This is a genomic window from Flavobacterium sp. (assembly GCF_044348915.1).
Taxonomy (GTDB): domain Bacteria; phylum Bacteroidota; class Bacteroidia; order Flavobacteriales; family Flavobacteriaceae; genus Flavobacterium.
This window is the reverse complement of the sequence record NZ_JBIKRX010000010.1, coordinates 1-18,059: the sequence shown is the minus strand read 5'-3', so window position 1 is coordinate 18,059 and position 18,059 is coordinate 1. Positions and strand designations below refer to the sequence as shown.

Sequence of the window (18,059 nt, the reverse complement as noted above, 5' to 3'; positions counted from 1 at the left end):
AATAATCGTAAATAAATAACGAAATTAAAGCTTATTAGCCAAAGCAGTAATTCTTTTTATATCCTGTTCTTTACTTTTCGGGTAAATCAGCAAAACCCCTTCTCTATCAACAATAATATAATCGTGCAAACCATCAACAACGATGAGCTTGTTGGCATCAGACCTGATGATATTACCAGAGGCATTTTCTAACACCACTTTCGCATTAATAACGCCATTTTCATTATCATCTTTATCCAGTTTTTCGTGAAGTTGACCCCAAGTTCCTAGGTCATTCCAATCGAAAGTAGCAGGCAAAACATATACGTTTTTGGCACTTTCCATTACCGCATAATCGATTGAAACATTTTCGGCAAGCGCATAATTTTCCACAATAAATGACTTTTCAGCTGCGGTGTTGTAGCTTTCCACTCCTTTCAGAAATAATTCATTCATTCGAGGTTGAAACTTTTCGAAAGCCTCGGTAATTGATTTGGCACTCCAAATAAAAATACCACCGTTCCACAAGAAATTACCAGCCTCTAGAAAAGATTTAGCCGTTGTATAATCTGGTTTTTCACGGAATTGCGATACTTTTTTAATGGGATTGGTATCTGCTTTATCATATTCTATATAACCAAAGCCCGTGTTTGGATAGGTTGGTTGAATTCCTAGAGTCATCAAGGCATTTTCCTTGGCACAAAAATCGAAACATTGCTGTAAATTTTGAGCAAAAGTAGTTTCGTCTTCAATCCAATGATCGCTTGGTGCCACCACCATAACTGCATCTGGATTTTGTTTTTGAATTTTTAGCGAAGCATATAAAATACAAGGAGCGGTATTTCGCATTGCAGGCTCTAGCAATACTTGCTCTTGTTTTACCATAGGTAATTGCTCTAAAACAATGTCGTTGTAGCGCTCATTGGTTAAAATCAAAATATTTTCCACAGGAATTAATTTTGATAATCTGCTGAAAGTCTTCTGGATTAAAGTGTCACCAGCGCCCAACATATCGTGAAATTGTTTTGGGAATTCTGTAGTACTTACTGGCCAAAATCGAGATCCAACTCCACCGGCCATCAATATTGCGTAATAATTATTGTTCATTTTATGTTTTTATTTTATAATAAACTACTTGTATAGTTGCAAATGTATTTATTATAATCTAAAACAAAGCATCAAAAGTACAAATGACTTCTATCTTTCGGTAAAACGACATTTTTTAAGGTTCAACTAACATTAACCCGGAATTATTTCTACCTCAGCATTGGCATTGAATAAAAATAATCGACCCGTTTTCACTTCAAGACACTCATATCGTTTGACACGAAGTCCTTGTTTTTTGAAAACTCTTCCGTTTTTAATGCGAAACAAACTGCCGCTTGGCACTTCATGAATATAATGAATATCTTGTTTTCGCTCGTCAAATTGCTTTAAAGCAAAAGAAAGTCTTGCATCAGAATCACTACTAGCGGTTGGATTTCTAAAATGATTGGCCACTAATGGTAATACCGAATGTGGAAATATTTCAGGACGAATAAACGGAATCATCAAGCGCTGAAAAGAATACTTCCATTCTTGTCCGTGTGGTTTGATGTTTCGACCAAATTTTTCGAACGCTACTAAATGCGAAATTTCATGAACCAGCGTAATCAAGAATCGGTATTTGTTCAGGTTGGCATTGACCGTAATTTCGTGTTTGCCACTCAAACCTTTTCGATAATCGCCGTGACGCGTTACCCGTTCATTCACAATTTTGAGATGCACCTGATTGGCTACAATCAACTCAAAAACTGGTTTTACGGCGTGTTCAGGGAGATATTTAGATAATGTTTCGGACAATTGTACGCTTTAGGATTTGGAATTTGATAATTGGAATTTGATAATTGGAATTTGGAATTTGATAATTGGAATTTGAATTTACGGATTCGTCGATGAAACTTGAAGCACTTTTCCGTTGTAATATTTGTTTCCGGTCAAGGCAAAATCGAAAATATAATTAGCCATATCCTTTGCCGAAATTGGTGCTTCATATCCCGGAAATGCTTCTTGCAACATTTCGGTTTGAACGGCTCCAAGAGCCAAAACATTAAACGAAATTCCTTTTTCTTTGTATTCTTCAGCCAATAATTCCGACAAGGTAATTACAGCTCCTTTACTAGAACTATAAGCTGCCAATCCTGCAAATTTAAGGCTTCCTTGAATTCCCCCCATCGAACTGATGGTTACCACGTGGCTTCCTTTTTGCAAATAAGGAATACAAACACGAGTCAAATTGGCAACGCCAAAAACATTGACTTTATAAATATTCTCGAAATCTTCTTGAGAAGTTTCTGAAAAAGGTTTTAGCAATAAAGCTCCAGCGTTATGGATGATTATATCAACGCTTTTCCAAGAATGAGAAAGGAAATTTTCAACCTTTTGCATTTCGTTTTCGTCGGATAAAAGGACGGAAAGGCAAGTGATTTTTGGATTTTCGATCAGCGCTTGAGGTGTTTTTCTGGAGATGGCTAATACATTATGACCAGCATTGGCAAACTGCAAAGCCAGTTCGTAACCAATTCCTCGTGATGTTCCTGTGATGATGATGTTTTTCATTCGAAGTTACTGTTTGTTTTTTATAAAAGGAAAATGGAATTCGCACACCTAGCTTACTTAAACATCTAAATTTGTTTGGTGCTCATTTCATAAGGCGAAAATAAGCAAAATCTTTAAAAAAAGCCATTTTATAGTCTTTATAACAGGGCATTCGCTTTTAAAAAAAGAAAAAAAAAGTTAGCCACGAATCACACCAATTGTCACTAATTTTTTATCAAATTTAAAATTGAATTACACTAATTTTATTTATTTCTAAGAATTCGTGTAATAAAAAATAGTTCTAATTCGTGTTTATTAGTGTAATTCGTGGCGGAAACTTTTAAAAGCGAATGCCCTGTCTTTATAAAGCCAACAAAAAACCCTTTCTAATTTAACATCAGAAAGGGCAATAAAAATTTATAATTTATACATTAAGAAACCAATCCTCTTGATATTACGATTCTTTGTATCTCCGAAGTCCCCTCATATATTTGGGTGATTTTCGAATCTCTCATCATCCGCTCTACGTGGTATTCGGCCACATAACCGTTTCCACCGTGAATTTGGACTGCTTCATTTGCTACTTCCAGAGCAATTTCAGAAGCGTATAATTTTGCCATAGCACCAGAATGTGCAATGTCTTTGCCTTCATCTTTTTCGCAAGCGGCTTTCATAATTAATAATTTGGCTGCAGTAATTTTCACAAACATATCGGCCAATTTGAAAGCTATGGCTTGATGTTTGAATATTTCTTTGCCAAAAGCTTTGCGCTCTTGCGAATATTTTAAAGCCAACTCATAAGCTCCAGTGGCAATCCCTAATGCTTGCGAGGCAATCCCTATTCTACCGCCATTCAACACATTCATTGCAAAAGTAAAACCGAAACCGTCAGCGCCAATTCTGTTTTCTTTGGGAACTTTAACATCATTAAACAATAAGGAATGTGTGTCAGAACCTCGAATTCCCATTTTCTTTTCTTTTGGACCAATATCAAAACCTGGCCAACCTTTTTCGACAATAAAAGCATTTATTCCCTTATGCCCTTTTTCAACATCCGTTTGAGCAATTACTAAATAAGTTGATGCTGTTCCTCCATTGGTTATCCAGTTTTTGGTGCCGTTTAGCAAATAGTAATCCCCCATATCAATGGCAGTAGTTTTTTGAGAACTAGCGTCACTTCCAGCCTCTGGCTCTGACAAACAAAAAGCACCAATAACATCTCCTTTTGCAAGCGGAACTAAATATTTCATTTTTTGTTCTTCGCTACAATATTTTTCCATTCCGGCACAAACCAGCGAGTTATTTACAGACATTATTACCGCAGCCGAAGCATCGACCTTTGCAATTTCAGTCATTGCCAATACGTAAGAAATACTGTCCAATCCTGAACCTCCATACTTTGGATCTACCATCATACCCATAAAACCGAGTTCCGCCATCATCATTACTTGTTCAGTTGGAAATATAGAATGCTCATCACGCTCAATCACGCCTGGCAACAGCTCCGTTTGAGCAAAATCTTTGGCTGCTTGCTGAATCATTAAATGCTCCTCGGTAAGATTAAAATCCATAATAGTAATTAATAAAAAATTGCGGTTTTTGTGAAAATTTCAACAAAGATAAAATATTAATTCTGTAAATTTGGCTAATGAAAAAAAATAACTACAACGTTATCGGACTAATGTCAGGAACCTCACTTGATGGGGTCGATTTAGCACATATTACATTCCATTTAGACAACAATAAATGGTCTTTTGAAATTCTTGAAAGTGAAACCATTGGCTACAGCGAAAATTGGATTAATAAGCTGAAAGTCGCGGTTGATTATTCAGATGCGGAGCTCGAAAAATTAAATCAAGATTACACAAAACTTCTTGCCTCTATAATTGTTGCATTTGTAGACAAACATCATATCGAAAATCTTGATGCAGTTTGCTCTCACGGGCATACTATTTTACACCAACCCAAAAATGGCATCACACTACAAATTGGTAATTTACCAGAAATTGCTGCTTTTACAAATCAAACAGTAGTTTGTAATTTTAGAGTGCAGGATGTAAAACTGGGTGGTCAAGGCGCCCCGCTAGTACCGATTGGTGACCGAATTTTATTTTCGGATTATGACTATTGTATGAATTTAGGTGGCTTTTCGAACGTGTCTTTTGAACAAAATGGCGAGCGAATTGCGTTTGACATTTCACCAGTAAATACCGTTTTGAATTTTTATGCGAATCAACTAGGTCTGAAGTACGACGACAAAGGCCAACTTTCTCGAACTGGAATCATATATAAACTTTTACTGAATGAATTAAATTCATTAGAATACTATAACCAACCCTTTCCAAAATCTTTGGGTTTCGAATTTGTAAAAGGAGTTGTTTTGCCCATCATCGAAAAATACGAAATTCGAATTGAAGACAAACTACGCACGTTTACAGAACATATTGCTTATCAAACTTCATTGGCCTTACCTACTAAAAAAGGAAGCCTTTTTATCACCGGAGGTGGCGCTTACAATGATTTCATTATCGAACGCATTGAGTCTTATCTGACCGAAATGAAAATCATCATTCCATCCGCTAAAATTTTAGAATACAAGGAAGCTTTGATTTTTGCGCTGCTTGGGATATTGAAACTTAGAGGAGAAATCAACACTTTATGCAGTGTCACTGGGGCAAAAATGGATCATAGCTCGGGAGAAATTTATACTGTCTAAAATTTAAATATCTTCAAGTTTGCTAATTATTTTTAAAACAGTTTTTCTCATTTTTACACTTCAAAAAACACAAAAACATCAGTAAGAATAAGGCTAAAAAAAATACCTTTGCATTTATCATTCAATTCTTAATTTATGGAAGTCATTCTTATTGCCATTTTTGTTATTGGTTACTTGGTTATTACTCTCGAACACCCTTTAAAGTTAGATAAAACAGTCCCTGCCTTATTGATGGCTTCGATAATGTGGGCACTTTTAGGCATCGGATTTAATCTTGGTTGGTTTTCTGTGATAAACGAAAATGGAATAGTATTTTCAATTTTAAACGACAATAGTGAAATACAGCACGAAGGTTTTATACACACGCTAACCCAAAAATTTAGCGAAACTGCCGAAATTTTGATATTTCTTATTGGCGCAATGACCATTGTTGAATTAATTGATTTACACCGAGGTTTTGATGTGATAAAAAATGTCATACGGACCAAAAGCAAAATCAAATTACTTTGGATTCTTGGAATTATTGGCTTTTTCCTCTCTGCTATCATCGACAATTTAACTGCAACAATTGTATTAATTACAGTTTTAAGAAAACTAATTCACCAAAGAGAAGATCGCATTTGGTATGCTTCGCTAATAATTATTGCTACAAATGCAGGTGGAGCTTGGTCTCCTATAGGAGATGTTACTACTACAATGCTTTGGATTGGAAAAAAAGTTACAGCTTTTGGACTAATGGAATATATGATCGTACCATCTATCCTTTGCTTTTTAGTCCCTTTTTTAATCTCTTCAAAATTAGAAGTTTTCAAAGGAACTGTCGAGATTCCTGAAACGGAAGAAGACGAAGAGCACCTATTATTAAGCAGTTCCAAAATGCTTTATGTTGGGCTAAGCGCAATTGTATTCGTCCCGATTTTCAAAACCATTACACACCTCCCTCCCTATTTAGGAATGATTTTTAGCCTTGGAATTGTCTGGTTGTATTCAGAATACATCCATCCTGAAGAGAATTTTGACAAGGCAAATGACAAACGATTCTCGGTAAACACGGCTTTATCCCGCATAGAAATTTCGAGTATTTTGTTCTTTTTAGGAATCTTAATGGCTGTGGGTTGCTTGGAAGTATTGGTTTTTGGTAACATTCAAAATACCCCCGTTGGCACCTTGAGGTATGCTGCAGAAAGTCTGTCCGGTGCGATTCCGAATATGGACATAGTAATCATTCTCTTAGGAGTACTATCCTCAGTCATAGACAATGTGCCGTTGGTTGCAGCGACAATGGGAATGTACACTTTTGAAACCGACAGCCCTGTTTGGCATTTCATTGCTTTTTGCGCAGGTACAGGGGGCAGTATGCTCATCATCGGATCGGCCGCAGGAGTTGCCGCTATGGGAATGGAAAAAATAGATTTTATTTGGTATCTCAAAAAAATAACTTGGCTTGCCTTTGCTGGATTTATTGCTGGAGCACTTTGTTTTATCGCCATAGAACATTTCGTTAGATAACAATTTATCGTAAGTTTGACCGTTCTTAAAAACAAAACACACAACATTGTATTTACATTATCAAAAACATTAAATCAATCAAAAAATGATAGCTTTTCTACAAATTGATTCCACTGCCGTTGCGGCACAAGTATTAGACAAAACCGCCACAAAACCTGAATTATCCGTTATGGACATTGTTTTTAGCGGCGGCATTGCAGGGCAAACTATTATGGCTGTTATTTTTATAATGTTGTTTTTCGCGATTTATTTGTATTTCGAAAGACTTATGGCCATCAATGCAGCCTCCAAAATTGATGCTAATTTTATGAATGATATCAAGATGAATATTATGAAAGGTAAAATTGATGCTGCTAAAATGCTTTGCGCCAAAACCAATTCACCTGTCGCTCGATTGATCGAAAAAGGGATTTCAAGAATTGGAAAACCCCTTGCCGACATTCATACTGCGATAGAAAACGCGGGAAAATTAGAAATATACAAACTCGAAAAAAATGTCAGTATGCTAGCCACCATTTCGGGAGCTGGACCGATGACAGGTTTCTTGGGAACAGTTGTGGGAATGGTTATTGCCTTTCATAAAATGGCTGAAAGTGGCAATAGTAAAATTGAAATGAGCACCCTATCCGAAGGGATTTACACGGCGATGATGACTACCGTTGTGGGTTTGATTGTCGGAATTATTGCTTATGTAGGTTACAACCATTTGGTAACCAAAACCGATAAAATTGTAAACCAAATGGAAGCGAATGTGGTTGAATTTCTAGATTTATTAAACGAACCAACCTAATTATGAATCTAAGAGGAAGAAATAGAGTCTCGGCCGAATTTAATATGTCGTCGATGACGGATATAGTGTTTTTGCTACTCATCTTTTTTATGATTGCATCCACGACGATTGTGTCGAATAATGCCCTAGATTTGGTTTTACCAAAATCTTCTGGCAAATCAGATGAAGTAAAAAATGTTGCGGTCAGTGTCAATAAAAATTTAGAATACTTCATCGACAAAGACAAATTTGCCGAAAATGCTTTGGAAGAAAAACTAAAATCAATGCTTGTCAATCAACAAGATCCTACCATACTTTTACACGTAGAGGAAGGAGTTCCTATCGAAAAAGCAGTTAGTGTAATGGATATTGCGTATCGAAACAAATTCAAAATTGTATTGGCGGTAAGTCCAAAATAAAAGCAGAATGAAAATTTTAGAAACTGAGCACGAGAAAAAATCATTCGCGATAACAGTCACACTCTTTATACTGTTATTTTTGTTCTTGCTATTGATTAAACTCAGCGTCGCAATCCTCCCTGAGGAACTCGATGGCGGTGGGGGTGGGGGCGAAATTGCCATTAATTTTGGCAATAGCGAAGTGGGTTCAGGCAAAAACTACCAATCCAAAGACTTGTCTGCTCCTATAGCCAAATCAGTTCCAGTAAAAACAGTTACACATGTTGAAAAAGTGCTAACGCAGGAAACTGCAGAGGCCCCAGTGATTTCTCAACCGAAAAATACAGAAAAAATAAATACCCCAAAACCGATTGTCAAGGAAACACCAAAACCATCAAAATCGACTACTGATGCTTTATCCAGCATATTGAATGGGTCAAATAATGCTGGTGATGGCAACGACAAATCAGGAGGCAATAAAGGAAAACTGAGCGGCGATCCCAATGCAAAGGGATATAGCGGTGGCAAAGGTAAAGGTGGCGAAGGTGGTCAAGGTTACGACAATGGAAAAGGAGGCCAAAACGGGACTGGAAACTATCAACTTGGAAACAGAAAAGCACTAATTAAACCAGTACCAAAATACACTTGTACGGAACAAGGAACAGTTGTAGTTGAAATAAAAGTTGATAAAAATGGAAAAGTTATTAGTGCAAATCCAGGGGTAAAAGGAACAACAAATAAGGTTAAATGCTTGTTAGATCAAGCAAAAATAGCTGCTATAGATACCAAATGGCAACCCGATCCCACAGCTCCAGACATACAAACTGGCAAAATAATATATAATTTCACATTGACTCAGTAAGCAATTTGTCAATAGTATTTTAAAAATGAACTATCAAGAAACAATCAATTGGATGTTCAACCAACTCCCGATGTACCAACTTCAGGGAGCTTCGGCTTATAAAAAAGATTTGACTAACGCGTACTTGCTGTCAGATCACCTTGGGAATCCAGAGAAAAAAATAAAATGTATTCACGTTGCTGGAACCAATGGCAAAGGCTCCACCTCGCATATGTTGGCCTCGATTCTTCAGGAAGCAGGATATAAAGTGGGTTTATACACTTCGCCACACTTAAAAGACTACAGAGAACGCATCAAGATTAATGGCGTTGAAATTTCGGAGGATTTTGTTTGTGATTTCATCAATGCCAACAAAGATTTTTTTGAAGCCAATGATATGAGTTTCTTCGAAATGACGGTAGGTTTGGCTTTCGACTATTTTGAAAAAGAAAAAGTAGATATCGCGATAATAGAAGTGGGAATGGGTGGCCGATTGGACGCAACCAATATTATTACTCCTCTAGTTTCTGTGATAACAAACATTGGACTCGATCACACTCAATTTCTAGGAAACACCCTTGCAGCTATAGCTTTTGAAAAAGCAGGAATTATAAAACCAGGCATCCCCGTAGTTATCGGAGAATATACAGCCGAAACACAATCAGTTTTTTTGACAAAAGCCACTGAAAATAATGCTGAAATCTATTTCGCATCCGATTTAGTGGGAGACACATATCCATCCGATTTGCTGGGAGACTATCAAATGCACAACAAAAAAACGGTTATTCAAACTATTGCAATTCTCAATTCTCAAAACGAATTCAAAATTTCGGAAAACCAAATTGAATCAGGCTTAATAAATGTTGTTCGAAACACCGGACTGCTCGGAAGATGGCAACAATTGAGAGAATCACCTAAAATTATTTGCGATACAGCACACAACAAAAACGGTTTGGAAATTGTGATGAAGCAAATCCAAAAAGAAAAATTTGAAACTTTACATATTGTTTTAGGAGTAGTCAATGACAAAGATTTGGCTGAAATACTACCACTTTTTCCAAAAGAGGCTATTTATTATTTCTGCAAGCCTAATATTCCACGTGGGTTGGATGCTTCCATTTTAAAACAAAAAGCAGCTGAATTCCACCTGATAGGAGACGTACACAATTCTGTTTTAGAATCTTATGCAAAAGCGGTGCAAAATACAACAAAGTCTGACTTTATATACATCGGCGGAAGTACCTTTGTGGTAGCAGAAATTTTATAATTTTTTACGTTTTTAGCTTGCGAATGTCAAAAAGTGATGTATATTTGCACTCGCAATAACGCTAGAGATTGCAACCCGAAAGGGCGATTAGCTCAGCTGGTTCAGAGCACCTCGTTTACACCGAGGGGGTCGGGGGTTCGAACCCCTCATCGCCCACAAGTTGTACCAATGACCTTAAATTATTTTAAGGTCATTTTTTTTGCCTCATATCGAACCGATAACCGTCACAAAATCAAGTACTTGATTCGATTTTAAATCTATATCGCCCACCATAAATTTACAAACCTCCAAAGTCATTGATTTTGGAGTTTTTTTTTGGTTCGAAATTTATTTTAGTTTTTCTATATATCCCAGATCAATCCCAATTTTACTGTAAATAACGACTCGAATACCTTAAGGGTTATCATTGAAATTAAATTATAAATCTATAATTATAAAGTTTAAATTAATTAAAAACAACGGTGATTATCGCCGTTAAAATAATCTTTTGTAAATCACATAATTTATATTAAATTTGTATAACGGCGATTAACACCGCAATAAACTAAATTTTTAAATTATGGCTGTTAATGTAATACGCAGAAAAGAGTTATACGAAATAATGCCCGAGGGTTTAGTAACTACTCATAAGTGGCTTATGGAAAATAATTTAACCCGTCACGCAATAGACAATTTGGTAAAAAGTAACCAACTGGAATCCATAAGTAAAGGGGTCTATGTTAGAAATACTAGTAAAATATCTTGGCAGTCGGTAGTTTTCTCCTTGCAGTCAATATTGAAAACAGATTTTGTTGTAGGTGGTTTAACAGCACTTGAAATGCAGGGATTATCTCATTACTTATCATTATCAGAAAATAAAATAGTGCATTTATTTGGAAATGATGTACTGCCAGAATGGGTTACAAATTTAGATTTGAATGTAAAATTTATTAGACATACTACTAATAGTTTATTTGCTAAAAATTCAGGGGAAAACAAACAATTACAACCTTTTACAGTAGAGAGAGATTGGGATAATGATAGTAGAAAACTAATCCTATCTTCGCCAGAAAGAGCATATCTCGAAGTATTGCTAGACGTACCACAAAAAACAACTTTTGAACACGCTGACCAATTAATGCAAGGGCTAACAACTTTATCGCCTAGAAATCTCCAAAAAACACTAGAATACTGTCAAAATGTAAAAGTAAAACGACTTTTCTTTTGGTTTGCAGACCGCCAAAATTATGTTTGGTTGGGTAAAATAAATCGAGAAAACATAACATTGGGTTCTGGAAACAGAATGCTCATAAAAGGTGGAAAATTAGATACTAAATATAAAATATCAGTTCCAGAATGGCTTTAGATACAAACAATATATACCGAAGACAAGTACAGCTTTTAGTCCGTGTTTTACCATTGGTAGATACAGAAAAATGTTTTGCATTAAAAGGTGGAACTGCAATTAATTTGTTTTACAGAACATTGCCTCGACTTTCGGTTGACATCGATTTACTATACATACCAATGGATGACCGAGATACAGCATTACTAAATATTAGAGAAGCTTTATCAAGAATAAGCAAATTGATACAACAAAAAATACCTGGAACCAAAGTACAAAACACACACGACCAAAGTGATGCACTACGATTAATTGTAAGTCAAAATGAAATTCGAATCAAAGTAGAATTATCGCCAGTTATTAGAGGAACTGTTTTTCCAGAAGTAAGAATGGAAGTTGTTGAAGAAGTAGAAAGAGAGTTTGGATATGTAGAAATGCAAGTAGCATCACTTCCAGATTTATATGCTGGTAAATTATGTGCTGCTTTAGACAGACAACATCCAAGAGATTTATTTGATGTAAAATTCCTTCTTGAAAACGAAGGTTTAACAGATAATTTACGAAAAACATTCTTAATATTTTTAATAAGTCATCAACGACCAATGTCTGAACTGTTAGTACCAAATAGAAAAGATATTAGCGAAATTTACGAAACAGAGTTCAAACAAATGGCTGAAGTAGATGTGCCTTTAGAACAATTGGAAGAAGCTAGAGAAAATCTAATTCATCAAATCAATTCTCAAATGACTGATAATGAAAAGAAATTTCTTTTGTCTTTCAAAAACAAAACTCCTGATTGGAATTTACTAAAAATGGAAAATGTTGCTGCAATTGCTAATCTTCCTTCGGTACTTTGGAAAATGATAAATCTTGAAAAAATGCCTGCTCATAAACACAAAGAGGCGTATGATAAATTGCAAAACATATTATTTCCAGCACATCAATAATAGACCGTAAATCTAGCATTCTAACTCACTTGCTATTTCTTTAAAGATAGACTATTTGAATAATCTAAATTACGTCATCAAGCCCGATAAATAACATTGAACTATTCAAATCTGTTTTCGCAGGAAGAGAAGATGTGTTTGCGATTCGTTGGGAGAAAGGGAATAAAAGTGGTTATATGCCAGCCTATTTTTATGATCCATATCGGTATCGAGCTCATAAAATGAATGGAGGAACTCTTCAAAATTATGCAGATAAAGAATATTTACCATTCACTGAAAAAGAAATTGAAAAACACCTTAATGGCGAACAACATATTGGTATTTATCCTTTGCTCAAAGACAATACTTCTTGGTTTATTGTTGCCGATTTTGACAAAGTCGATTGGGTTGAGGACTGTAAAAAGTTTCTAAATGCTTGCAATGAAAAAGGAATTCCTGCCTATTTGGAACGTTCTCGTTCGGGCAAAGGCGGACACGTTTGGATATTTTTTGAACAACCATACCCTGCTATAAAAAGTAGGAAGATTTTCATTTCAATTTTAGAGCAAACAGGCGTTTTTTCGTTATTTGATAAAAGTTCTAGTTTTGACCGAATGTTTCCCAATCAAGATTTTCTTTCTGGAAAAGGATTTGGAAATTTGATAGCACTTCCTCTCTATAAGAAAACTTATGAACAAGGAAACAGTTGTTTCGTCGATATAGAAAGTCTTGAACCAATTCCAAATCAATGGGATTTCATAAAGAAAATCCAAAGAATTTCGACAATAAAATTGGATGAATTATACCAAACGTATTTTTATTTTAGTCCAAAGAGATATGGTATAATGCCGATATAGTATGAAAATAGTCCGATATTTATTGGACTATATTGACCCGAGCGATAGCGAACAGGCGAAGCAATACATAATCGGTATTAGCTCCGCTGGTTCAGAGCATTCCGATTGCATCGGAAGTGGTCGGGGGTTCGAACCTCCCGATGGTATCGGGACAAGCTCTTTCCGATTGCATCGGAACAAGCAATCGCCCACAAAAAAACTTCTCAATTTTTGAGGAGTTTTTTTTATGTCTTATCTGACCTAAGAAGACAATAAAAAATCCCTATAAATCATTCGACTTATAGGGATTAGTATCAAAAAACCTTTTCTTATCCTTGAATTTTCTTATTGTGCATCGCTCTGAACTTCATAAAGACAAAGATCAAACCTACTAATGCCAATACCCAAAGGTAATCTCCAATTGGCGCAGGTGTATCTGGGTCTTGTAAATCTCCACCCGCAGTATCATCTCCAGGGTTTGCGAAAGCAACAAAGGTGGAACATAAGTAAGCTGCGGCTATGTAATATTTTAAAATGTTATTTTTCATTTTTACTATTTATTAAATTTATGACTATACTAAAGAATTCTAATTCACCACTTTCTTATTAACAACTGTATTGTCCTGAGAGGTGATTTTAACAATCAACACTTGGCGTGTTGCTTTCAAATTGCTGATATTTGCCATATTGGTTTTCAAATTCTTAAGCTCTGCTATCATTCTACCTTGGATGTCAAACACTTTAACATTGGCCATTGCTACATCGCCTGAATTCACATAAAGTGTTCCATTGTTAGTGTACACCTTCACGCTATTATCGTTGAAAATAGGCGCATCCACTTTCAAAGTTTTTTGGTATTTCAATGTGAATCTAGCATTATCCACGCCAGCAGTCGCAGCGAAAGTATAAGCTCCCGCTTTCAAATCGGTTTCAGCACCAGTTTTGCTATCGACCAAATAAATATCTTGGCCCGCTGCAAAAACACCATCAAAATGATCTATGGCTATCGTATAATCTCCTGCTTTATCTGTTTTGAAGTTTAATGCCACAATATCAGCAGGGTCGAATGCAGGACGCCCTTGAATAGTGTACTCTTGGTTATCGATGTTCGAAGTCAAAGCTACTGCACTGTCATTGATGTATTTCCCATCAATTCCATTATCAACTCCTAAAGTCGCTCCATCCATATAACCTACTAAAGCTTGGCTAAAGGCGCCTGCCGAATTGGTTAAGTTCAACCAAACTCTGTCTTTTTGAGCTGCTTGTTTGGTTTTGAAGAATTTTGCACTATTATTGCCAGTCCTCATGGTATTACTAAAATTCAATGAAGTAGTTGCTGCTCCAGTTTTAACTATAAAACCTTGACCAACCGCTATTGTACCGTCAGGTGTAATATTGTTAGGAGCTGCCTCACTCGCAGCCGTTCCTAAAGTTGTCCAAGTAGCATAAGCAGTACCCGTAGCTGTAGAACCTGCAGTATTCGCTAAACCATTTGTTTTTCTCCAAAAGTACAAGGTTCCACCAGTTGAATTCCCTGCAAGAAATAAGCTGGCGTCTATAGTCGATGGATACGGGTTTCCTACCGCATAATATTTATCTGAGGAAAGACCACTTAAACTTAGAGTTCCATTGTTAGGAGTTCCTGTAAATCCTCCAGGATAAGCTAGTGTAGCTGTTCCTGCATCATAATTTGTTGTTGGATCGGTATTAGGCATACGAATCAAATAGCCTGTTCCAGTGGCGAATGGAGTGGTGGGTGCAGCAACAGTATATTTGTCAGTCCCTGAATCATAGGTATAAAATCTTCCTACTGTGGTCAATGGAGAAAAACCGGCTAATGTCTGTGTTCCAGAAACGGGCGAGGACCATAAGGTGTAATCCAAACGATACAAAGGATTGCTGTTGCGTTTTACAATTGTATTCCCTGAGCCTGTGTTTGCAACGTTATTTTCTTGAATCAGGTTTGCATTGTTCTCAATAGTTAAAGTTCCGTTGTTTACTACAGCATTTTTCACAGTCAAATCTTTACCTGATACTACAGTTAAAGAACCTGAAGTGATGGTTAAATCATTATTCACGGTAGCATCAGCTCCTACACTAACACCGGCAGCATTATCGACGGTTAAGTTATTGGCAGTACTAGCTGTTAAGTTCGATACTGTTTGAGCTACAGCCCCATTGTAAACTAAAGTACCTGATACACCTGTGTCTATCAAACCCGAACCCGAAGTTGCTCCTTTAAGAGTTAGGGTATTTACTCCAGTGCTGAGTGTACCACTAGTAAGTGTTAAGGCATTATTTATAGTTGCATTGCCACCAAGAGTTACTCCAGCCGCATTATCAACAATTACATTTGCATAAGTCCCAGCTGGAATTGTTTGAGCACTTGAACCTGCAAAATGAAGCGTTCCAGTTCCATTGAAATTATTGGCTGAATATCCTGAAACTTGAGTTGCATAATCACCAGTAAGCCTAATTGTTCCTGAACCATTTATGGTATTTGTACCGCCACCACTATTTGTAGCGTTTGAAGTACTTGCACCAAGATTAAGTGTGCCAGCAACGTTCATTGAATAAGCTGATGCGGTAGCATTCGATGTGCGGAAACTACCCGAAACTGTACGATAGCCATTTATAGTTACAGCACCTCGTAGGTTAGCAGTAGTTGAAGTCATAGGTGTGCCTAAGGTACCATTATTGAAATTAATAACTGGAACTTCGGTGCCAGAAACTGCAAATGCAGCTGCTGATGCACCGTCAGTAAAGTTATTGTTGAAATTTATAGTAGGTGCAAAATTATTGAATCTGAAAATTCCTTGATTCGTTAATGTTCCCGAAGTGGTCACTGCTCCATTGAAATTTAAAATTGTAGCATTCGATTGGAATAAAGGGCCACTATTATTTAGTGTAGTTGCGCCAGTGACATTGTAAGTTTGACCTGCAAATTTCACATTTTGCACAGCAAGAGAGCTGGCAGTAACTCTCGTAATATCAAGAGAACCAACAGTCAAGGCATTGGTATTGTTAAAAATTACGTCTTGAATATTTGTTGCTAGAATTGAATTTAATATTGTTATACGCAATCTACCTGCAATCGAAAGCCCCTCAGGAATATATTGTGTCGCACTTTGACTTGCAGTAGTTGTCGCTAAACATACCGTTAAGTTTTGATAATTTATTGCATTTCCTCCATACGTGGTTTGTATATCCTGAGTTCCCATCGGAGTACCACCAGGAACACGATACTCAACTGTTGAGCCTGTGTTAAGAGTAATTGTTTCAAATCCGGGATATTGAGTTGAAAATGGAGTGGTTGAGCCTGCTGCAGGTGGTATTGCTGCGATACTTCTGTTGACCACTTGTAGAATGCCATTATTATTTACGGTTAATGTATTTGACGCTCCACTTCCAGTAAGTGTTGACGAACCTGAACCAGATGTCAATACACCATCACCATTAATTGTCACATTACCTCCAACATTAATATTTATTCCCGTTGTGAATGAAACAGTTCCGGTAGTAACGATTAAATTTCCAGCAATAGAATTTGCAGCTCCAAAACTTCTTGAACCTCCAGAATTAGCAAGTGTTACAGCAAGATTTTGGTAAGGAACCACTGATATTGTTCCTGAACTAGAACCTACGTACTCAATTACAGAAGTTGGGCTAAAAGTATAAACCGGAAAACCACTCGATACAGCAGGAAGATAATTGGAAGAGGCTGCAGTAGAGTTTGGTTGGAATTTAGCTGTTCCATTCATTGTCATAGAACCAAATGGGGTATTAGCTGTTCCAGTTCGCGATAAACGCAAACATTTAAGAACAGCACCCGTTTCAATAGTCAAACTACCCGTATTTGCTGCGTTATTATTAGGACGTAATTCGCTGATTAGTAATAAATCGAAAGTGCCGGAAGTAATAATTATATCACCCGCGCTTACGCTTGTAGAAGCGGTTCCAGTTTGTCCGGCAGTTAAAGCAACTTCAAAGCGCCAGCTTGGAGTGGTACCTGCCCAGTTTGCTCCAAATAAAGCACGGCTATTTCCAATAAATTTTAATCTACCAGTGCCAGTCGTAATTAATGTAGCACTTAAGGTAGTACCATCACCATTTAGTGTGCCACTAGCCTCAAGAGTGAAATCTCCTATAGCAAGTCGTGTACCGGTAGTAACACCCTGTAGTGTGATATTAATACAGGCAGAATTGGCATCAATAGTTATGGTATGTGTAGCAGCAATTATTACATTATCATCCGCATCCGGTATTCCGTCTGCATCTGATACTTGTCCAGACCAAGTCCCTGCAGTATTCCAATTACCAGAGCCCGTACTAGTAAATGTATCTTGCCCAAAAGCAGTTCCACTCCAAGCCATTATAATAGCTAGGAGCATTAATTGTAATAAAATAGTTTTCCTTGCCGTGCCCGTTTGCCTAACCGTAGGCTTTTCGGCACGATCCCTGAAAGTCAATCCTAAATTGTCTTTCCATAAATGGTAATTCTTGTTCATAGTTTTTGTTGGTTATTAAGTTAATAAAATTTAAAAAAATCAAGTGCTCCAATATGGCAAATTATCACTTGAATGCAAGTTTATTTTCATCATAATGTAGCTACTTTCAATTAATTACAAATAGAATTGCCGAATATAATAAATATTTTTAGTAAATAGGATAAATATATTAATATTTTTAGCAAATAATTGTTTTTTTAAGAAAATACTTTATTAAAAAAGAAGCATATAGCAAATATATCAGGGTTTTTTGTGGTTTTTAAGTAAAAAACTTATACCAAACGTATTTTTATTATAGTCCAAAGAGATATGGCATAATGCCGATATAGTATGAAAATAGTCCGATATTTATTGGACTATATTGACCCGAGCGATAGCGAACAGGCGAAGCAATACATAATCGGTATTA

Annotated in this window: 16 protein-coding genes and 1 tRNA gene; 11 read left to right on the top strand and 6 right to left on the bottom strand. The window is 36.4% G+C overall.

From position 1 onward, the window contains the following. Window positions 1–24: 24 nt before the first annotated feature. The 4 genes from ACIQ1E_RS03155 to ACIQ1E_RS03140 all read right to left on the bottom strand — a co-directional run bounded on the left by ACIQ1E_RS03155 (window position 25) and on the right by ACIQ1E_RS03140 (window position 4,127). A complete protein-coding gene (locus ACIQ1E_RS03155; RefSeq protein WP_396168612.1) occupies window positions 25–1,086 on the bottom strand; it encodes a mannose-1-phosphate guanylyltransferase in 1,062 nt (353 codons plus the stop codon). A gap of 132 nt (window positions 1,087–1,218) precedes the next feature. Continuing rightward, window positions 1,219–1,821 (bottom strand): SprT-like domain-containing protein, encoded by a 603-nt coding sequence (locus ACIQ1E_RS03150; RefSeq protein ID WP_396168610.1) that lies wholly within the window; start codon window positions 1,819–1,821, stop codon window positions 1,219–1,221. Window positions 1,822–1,899: 78 nt separating this feature from the next. Further along, window positions 1,900–2,577: an SDR family NAD(P)-dependent oxidoreductase gene (locus ACIQ1E_RS03145; RefSeq protein ID WP_396168608.1), complete on the bottom strand. Its 678-nt coding sequence runs from the start codon at window positions 2,575–2,577 to the stop codon at window positions 1,900–1,902. Between the two features lie 410 nt (window positions 2,578–2,987). Beyond that, window positions 2,988–4,127, bottom strand: coding sequence for an acyl-CoA dehydrogenase family protein (locus ACIQ1E_RS03140; RefSeq protein WP_396168606.1), 1,140 nt, complete (start codon window positions 4,125–4,127; stop codon window positions 2,988–2,990). A 77-nt stretch (window positions 4,128–4,204) separates the two neighbouring features. Here ACIQ1E_RS03140 and ACIQ1E_RS03135 point away from each other — a divergent pair, with 77 nt between their 5' ends. The 11 genes from ACIQ1E_RS03135 to ACIQ1E_RS03085 all read left to right on the top strand — a co-directional run bounded on the left by ACIQ1E_RS03135 (window position 4,205) and on the right by ACIQ1E_RS03085 (window position 13,377). Beyond that, entirely contained in the window at window positions 4,205–5,272 is a 1,068-nt protein-coding gene (locus ACIQ1E_RS03135; protein ID WP_396168604.1) for an anhydro-N-acetylmuramic acid kinase, read from the top strand. Window positions 5,273–5,407: 135 nt separating this feature from the next. Then, window positions 5,408–6,781, top strand: a complete 1,374-nt coding sequence (nhaD, locus tag ACIQ1E_RS03130) for a sodium:proton antiporter NhaD (RefSeq protein ID WP_396168602.1) — start codon at window positions 5,408–5,410, stop codon at window positions 6,779–6,781. Window positions 6,782–6,866: 85 nt separating this feature from the next. Then, window positions 6,867–7,571 carry a MotA/TolQ/ExbB proton channel family protein gene (locus tag ACIQ1E_RS03125; RefSeq protein WP_396168601.1) on the top strand — a complete coding sequence of 235 codons (705 nt, stop codon included), beginning with the start codon at window positions 6,867–6,869 and terminating at the stop codon, window positions 7,569–7,571. 2 nt (window positions 7,572–7,573) lie between these two features. After that, window positions 7,574–7,969 carry an ExbD/TolR family protein gene (locus ACIQ1E_RS03120; protein WP_396168599.1) on the top strand — a complete coding sequence of 132 codons (396 nt, stop codon included), beginning with the start codon at window positions 7,574–7,576 and terminating at the stop codon, window positions 7,967–7,969. Between the two features lie 7 nt (window positions 7,970–7,976). Continuing rightward, window positions 7,977–8,810: an energy transducer TonB gene (locus ACIQ1E_RS03115; RefSeq protein WP_396168597.1), complete on the top strand. Its 834-nt coding sequence runs from the start codon at window positions 7,977–7,979 to the stop codon at window positions 8,808–8,810. Window positions 8,811–8,835: 25 nt separating this feature from the next. Next, window positions 8,836–10,056 (top strand): bifunctional folylpolyglutamate synthase/dihydrofolate synthase, encoded by a 1,221-nt coding sequence (locus ACIQ1E_RS03110; protein WP_396168595.1) that lies wholly within the window; start codon window positions 8,836–8,838, stop codon window positions 10,054–10,056. 81 nt (window positions 10,057–10,137) lie between these two features. After that, window positions 10,138–10,212, top strand: a tRNA-Val gene (locus ACIQ1E_RS03105). Between the two features lie 403 nt (window positions 10,213–10,615). Next, on the top strand, window positions 10,616–11,401 hold the full coding sequence (locus ACIQ1E_RS03100) for a type IV toxin-antitoxin system AbiEi family antitoxin domain-containing protein (RefSeq protein WP_396168593.1): 786 nt from the start codon (window positions 10,616–10,618) through the stop codon (window positions 11,399–11,401). Continuing rightward, window positions 11,392–12,327, top strand: coding sequence for a nucleotidyl transferase AbiEii/AbiGii toxin family protein (locus tag ACIQ1E_RS03095; protein WP_396168592.1), 936 nt, complete (start codon window positions 11,392–11,394; stop codon window positions 12,325–12,327). The genes ACIQ1E_RS03100 and ACIQ1E_RS03095 overlap by 10 nt, the downstream gene beginning before the upstream one ends. A gap of 68 nt (window positions 12,328–12,395) precedes the next feature. After that, the gene (locus ACIQ1E_RS03090) at window positions 12,396–13,163 is read left to right on the top strand and encodes a TOTE conflict system archaeo-eukaryotic primase domain-containing protein (protein WP_396168674.1); all 768 of its coding nucleotides are present in this window, start codon (window positions 12,396–12,398) and stop codon (window positions 13,161–13,163) included. 1 nt (window position 13,164) lies between these two features. Next, a complete protein-coding gene (locus ACIQ1E_RS03085; RefSeq protein WP_396168590.1) occupies window positions 13,165–13,377 on the top strand; it encodes a hypothetical protein in 213 nt (70 codons plus the stop codon). A gap of 94 nt (window positions 13,378–13,471) precedes the next feature. Here the strand turns inward: ACIQ1E_RS03085 and ACIQ1E_RS03080 are convergent, their stop codons facing one another. Together ACIQ1E_RS03080 and ACIQ1E_RS03075 are read right to left on the bottom strand one after the other, a co-directional pair. After that, window positions 13,472–13,690, bottom strand: a complete 219-nt coding sequence (locus ACIQ1E_RS03080; protein ID WP_396168588.1) for a hypothetical protein — start codon at window positions 13,688–13,690, stop codon at window positions 13,472–13,474. A 39-nt stretch (window positions 13,691–13,729) separates the two neighbouring features. Beyond that, entirely contained in the window at window positions 13,730–17,650 is a 3,921-nt protein-coding gene (locus ACIQ1E_RS03075; RefSeq protein ID WP_396168587.1) for a T9SS sorting signal type C domain-containing protein, read from the bottom strand. Window positions 17,651–18,059: the final 409 nt, after the last annotated feature.